This window comes from Neobacillus drentensis (assembly GCF_036966985.1).
Taxonomy (GTDB): Bacteria; Bacillota; Bacilli; order Bacillales; family Cytobacillaceae; genus Neobacillus; species Neobacillus drentensis_E.
Genome location: NZ_JBALSN010000410.1, coordinates 299 through 5,459 on the forward strand (window position 1 = coordinate 299; position 5,161 = coordinate 5,459).

General features: G+C 44.5%; 4 protein-coding genes. 3 read left to right on the forward strand and 1 reads right to left on the reverse strand.

The genetic code is table 11. The annotated features are described in order from the left end of the window. The 3 genes from V7659_RS23645 to V7659_RS23655 all read left to right on the forward strand — a co-directional run. On the forward strand, positions 1-1,108 hold a 1,108-nt coding region (locus V7659_RS23645), incomplete at its 5' end, for a M20 family metallo-hydrolase (RefSeq protein WP_335542602.1). 13 nt (positions 1,109-1,121) lie between these two features. After that, positions 1,122-2,372 carry a pyridoxal-phosphate-dependent aminotransferase family protein gene (locus tag V7659_RS23650; RefSeq protein ID WP_335542603.1) on the forward strand — a complete coding sequence of 417 codons (1,251 nt, stop codon included), beginning with the start codon at positions 1,122-1,124 and terminating at the stop codon, positions 2,370-2,372. 324 nt (positions 2,373-2,696) lie between these two features. Beyond that, the gene (locus V7659_RS23655; protein ID WP_335542604.1) at positions 2,697-4,274 is read left to right on the forward strand and encodes a phytoene desaturase family protein; all 1,578 of its coding nucleotides are present in this window, start codon (positions 2,697-2,699) and stop codon (positions 4,272-4,274) included. 239 nt (positions 4,275-4,513) lie between these two features. On the opposite strand, the gene V7659_RS23660 is transcribed toward V7659_RS23655, so the two are convergent. Continuing rightward, positions 4,514-4,984 (reverse strand): DinB family protein, encoded by a 471-nt coding sequence (locus V7659_RS23660; RefSeq protein WP_335542605.1) that lies wholly within the window; start codon positions 4,982-4,984, stop codon positions 4,514-4,516. Between the last annotated feature and the right edge of the window lie 177 nt (positions 4,985-5,161).

The following is a 5,161-nucleotide window of genomic DNA, read 5'->3' on the forward strand; positions in this document are numbered from 1 at the left end:
AGCATTAAAAAATAAAATGGAACAATCGAAACTGCATACGTACTTTGACAGTGTCGGGAATTTATTTGGAAGATTACCAGGGACAGATTTAAATGGGAAGACAATCTTGACCGGCTCTCACGTGGATACGGTCATTGATGGCGGTAAATACGATGGGGCCTATGGAATTCTTGCCAGTTTCATAGCTGTAATGAGGCTATTTCATGCATATGGATACCCAAAGAAAACGATTGAAGTGGTTTCTCTATGTGAAGAAGAAGGAAGTCGTTTTCCCCTTACCTTTTGGGGGTCAAGAAATATCTGTGGTACTTACACCCTTGACCGGGTTAAAGCGGTAAATGACACAGCAGGAATTCCGTTCTTAGAAGCGATGAAAGAAGCCGGATTTGATCCTGAGAAGTATTCGTCTCCCGTTCGCGATGATGTGGAACGGTTTGTTGAGATTCATATAGAACAAGGAATGGTTCTTGAGAAAAATCAGAACCAGGTGGGGATCGTGACTCATATTGTTGGACAACGCCGTTATACCATTCACATCAAGGGAGAAAGTAACCACGCAGGGACGACCCCGATGTCCTATCGGAAAGATGCGGTTACTACTGCTTCCCATTTTATTTCTTTTTTAACGGAAAAAGCAAAACAGGTCGACCCTGTACTAGTGGCAACGGTTGGAAGATTTCAAGTAAAACCGAATGTACCGAATGTAGTTGCTGGTGAGGTAGAGTTTAGCCTGGATATTCGCCATCACCAGGAAGAGGTTATTGATCTGTATTGTAACGAGATTTTCACGGAGTTTAAACGATTCAGCGAAAGTTTACAAATGGAAGTGGCGATCACCCAATGGATGGATGTAAAGCCAGTAAAGATGGACGGGGAGATGTGTGAGTGGGCTCGCGAAATTGCAGAGCGGAAAAACTACCGTTATCAAGACATGATCTCAGGAGCAGGGCATGATTCCCAAGTTTTTGGTACGAAATGTGCCACCTCCTTATTATTTGTCCCGAGTCAAAAGGGTATCAGTCATTCACCAAAAGAATTTACGAGTTTGGAAGATTTAGAAACAGGAATTGATCTATTAACTGATGTTTTATATAAACTAGCATATTAAGGAGTGGTTAGAGATGGCTTTTTCTGAGTTGCATACCCCAATGAGAACGATAATGACCCCTGGGCCGGTGGAAGTTGACCCTAGAGTATTGCGTGCGATGAGCACACCTATCTTGGGGCAATTCGATCCTGCTTTTACAAATATTATGAACCAAGTCATGGAAATGCTTCGCGAAGTTTTCCAAACGAAGAATCGCTGGGCATTCCCCATCGATGGCACGTCCCGTTCCGGAAATGAAGCCATCCTTTGTAGTATCATCGAACCAGGTGACCGGGTGCTTGTACCGATTTTTGGGAGATTCGGCCATTTATTAGTGGAGATTTGTGAAAGATATGGTGCCGAAGTGTATACAATGGAGTGTCCGTGGGGTGAAGTATTTGATCCGCAAGCGGTAATTGATGAAATGGAGCGGGTTGCGCCGAAAATTCTGGCGATAGTTCATGGCGAGACATCTACCGGTCGAATGCAGCCGCTGAAAGAGATTGGGCAAGCATGCCGTGAGTTGGACGTATTACTCGTGGTGGATGCGGTCGCTTCCATCGGTGGTGTTGATGTCAAAACCGATGAATGGTGTATTGACGGTTTAATAGGCGGTACGCAAAAATGCTTGTCCGTTCCATCTGGGATGGCACCAATTACCTTTAATAATCGAATTGAAAGCATCCTTTCGGCCCGTAAAAAGGTCGAACGCGGGATCGCGACAGAGGAAGACCTTCTCTATTCCCGCAGCAGTCATCCGATTGCCAGCAATTATTTTGATTTGAGCATGCTCCAAGATTATTGGGGCCCAAGAAGACTCAATCATCATACCGAGGCTACTTCAATGATTTACGCTCTGTACGAAGGGCTTCGCTTGGTGTTAGAGGAAGGACTAGAGCAGCGTTTCGAGCGCCATAAATATCATGAAACCGCGTTAGTGGCAGGGCTGGAGGCAATGGGTTTGCAGCTATTTGGCGATGTTGATCATAAACTGCCATGTGTCACCTGCGTAGAAATTCCAAGCGGGGTGGACGGAGAATCCGTCCGAAAAATGCTGCTCGATGCCTTTAGTATCGAAATAGCTTCCTCCTTTGGACCACTCCACGGAAAGATCTGGAGAATTGGAACGATGGGATATAGCTGCCGACAGGAAAATGTGTTATCTGTTCTAGGTGGATTAGAAGCAGTGTTGATTCGTCACGGAGTAAACGTAAATCGTGGACAAGCATTACAGGCTGCGCTTGATGTCTATGCTGTGGAGAATCATATTTTAGTGTTGAAGTAGAGAGAATACTAGGGTGCCGATCCTTATTGTTATGGGGAACGGTACCTTTTTTTCTTTTTAGTGGATCTTTCATTGCCCGAATGAGCAAAATTTTGGGGATTGTGGTAAATGGAGAGGTCCTGCATTGTCCGAGAGAGCACTATTTTTTGCATTGGGGTAAATGCAGATTTACCCCGACACCAAGAACGATGGTACACTCTCGTATATTCCGAATGCGAATGTTTAATATTTTTTCAAAAATTCACTAGATTTAGTACTTACTATCCAGAAACCAGAATATCCTTTTCCGTAGGTATGGCTTGATTATCTAAAAGGAGAGATATAATGGGAAATTATGATGTTATTATTATTGGTAGCGGCCATAACGCTTTAATTACCGCTGCCTATTTAACGCGTGCAGGTCGCAGCGTTCTAGTGTTAGAAAAAAATGATCGCCCAGGCGGATTTTTGCGGACGGAAGAACTAACACTGCCAGGATTTAAACATGATGTATTTGCGGCTGCACATCCGCTTTTTACGACGGGACCCGCTTATGCTGAGTTAAGAGGGGATCTGGAAGCACGTGGACTTCGTTATTTAAATACGAACCTGCCGACAGGTGTGTCAATGGAAGACGGACGTACCGCTGTCCTGCCTAACTCGTTTGAGGGACTAATGGCCGAGGCGGAACGACTGGCACCTGGTGACGGTGCTGCATTAGCTGGTATGTTTGAACAGTTAAATCCATATGTCAACGATGTATTTGGATTATTCAATATGGATCTCTCTAGCCCTGAAGCTGCACCAATCCTGCAGCGCTTGCTACACGAAGGTGGCGGGGCGGGCTATTCGTCTTTCGCAGCTTCCTTAGTTTCAACAGCCCGCAACACAGTTAGTTCTCTTAAATCCCCTGTGACCCGGGCGATGCTGGCCTCTTGGGTCACACACCTTGGCCGTACACCAGATGAAGTCGGAAGCGGAATTTGGGTGCCGCTAACCGTGATGGCGCTGATGGGCGGCGGGATGCCTACACCAGAAGGCGGCAGCGAAAAACTGATTCAAGCATTATCACAGCTGATAAAGGATCAAGGCGGCGAGATTCTTACCCACACTCATGTCGGGCGGATCTTAGTCGAGAACGGCCGGGCGACTGGAGTACGGACTGCCAAGGGGAAAAAATACCGTGCCAAGCAGGCAATTGTGGCTTCCACCACACCTGACCAACTCTATCTTTCGCTACTGGCTGATACGGAGATTTTACCACCACTTCGGGCACAAGCGAAACAGTATCGATATGGAAGAGGCTGTGTCCAAATTCATTTAGCATTGAATGAACCGCCAGGATGGCCGGATAAACGCTTTAACCGTGTCGGGCAGCCGCATCTCACCGATGGACTAGACGGATTTACACTAGCAATTGCTCAAGGAGCGGCCGATTTGCTGCCATCAAACCCAACTTTTACGGTTGACTGCTCAACGAACCTCGATCCAACACGTGCACCGGAAGGGAAAGCGATTATGCGCGTTCAAGTGCTGGAAGTGCCCATCCGTCCGCGAGGGGATGCTGCAGGCCTCATCGATGTGGGCGATGGTACTTGGACGGACAATTTAACAGAGCGGTTTACAGAACGTGTGCTAAATGTGGTGAGCAAGCATATTCCAAACATTCCTAGTGCGGTAATCGGAAAATATGTCGTAACTCCTGACACCATTGCCAGGTATAACCCGAATTCAGGACCGGGGGATCCATACGGCGGAGCACACGATTTGGCGCAAAGTTATCTGTTTAGACCACTACCAGGCCAGCCGGGTCATCAGACAGCTATTCCAAATGTGTATATGCTCGGTGCCGCAACATGGCCAGGACACGGTGTGAATGGCGGATCGGGCTATATAGTTGCCCAGAAGCTACTCTCTCAATAGATATTCATGAAAAAATCGTTTATAAAGCCCTATGTTTTTGATATACAAATCGCCTTACAAAAAATGATTAGACTAGATGTTAAGTCTAAGTATAATTGGATATTTATGTTAAGATGAAATTATAGTTTGTGAAAAAATGTATTTAGGCTAACCGGGCAGTTGAAGAAGGGAACACTTTTAAAAAAACAATACGCATTAAAAATGGTGCTTCACAACAGTGAAAGCACCTATATTACGCACTAATCCCAGATACGGATTCTTGGAACACCTGCGGTTCTTAAATAATCTAATAACTGACCAATATGAACAGATTCGTGATACCCAATGCGTAGGAGCATATCCCCCAGGTCTCTTATGTATCCTGCATCAGAACGGTCAATCTTAATATTTGTTAAGTCTTCTTCAGAAAATGATCTAATTGTATTTATGAATTGATTACGATAGGGTTCGGCATATTCCAATTCAGATTTTACAGAAGTATAAGGTCTGTTTTCAAAAGGGGAATTAAAAACGGATAAACTTCCTTGATTTTTAAGTGCCAGGTGATAATAATGTTCGCTTTCCAGTACGTGCCTGACCATTTCTAGGCAATTCATTGCTTCATTATCTGGCTTCCAACTTAGTTTTTCTTCAGGAATAGATCTCCAGACTTTTATACTTCTTCTTCTAACTTCATTTAAGTTTAAAATAATTAATTCAATTGAATTCATAAAAGCTCCTCCTATGATAAGCATATTATAATTATACACGAATGAACGTTCGTGCCAATCTGTAGGAGGAATTTTTTTCAATATTTAGTTGTAATTTATACCAACGGTGCAAGACCCCAGCAAGCCACCAATTTTTTAGGGTCAGAAAATCGATCTATTTCCCCAATTTCTGAAATG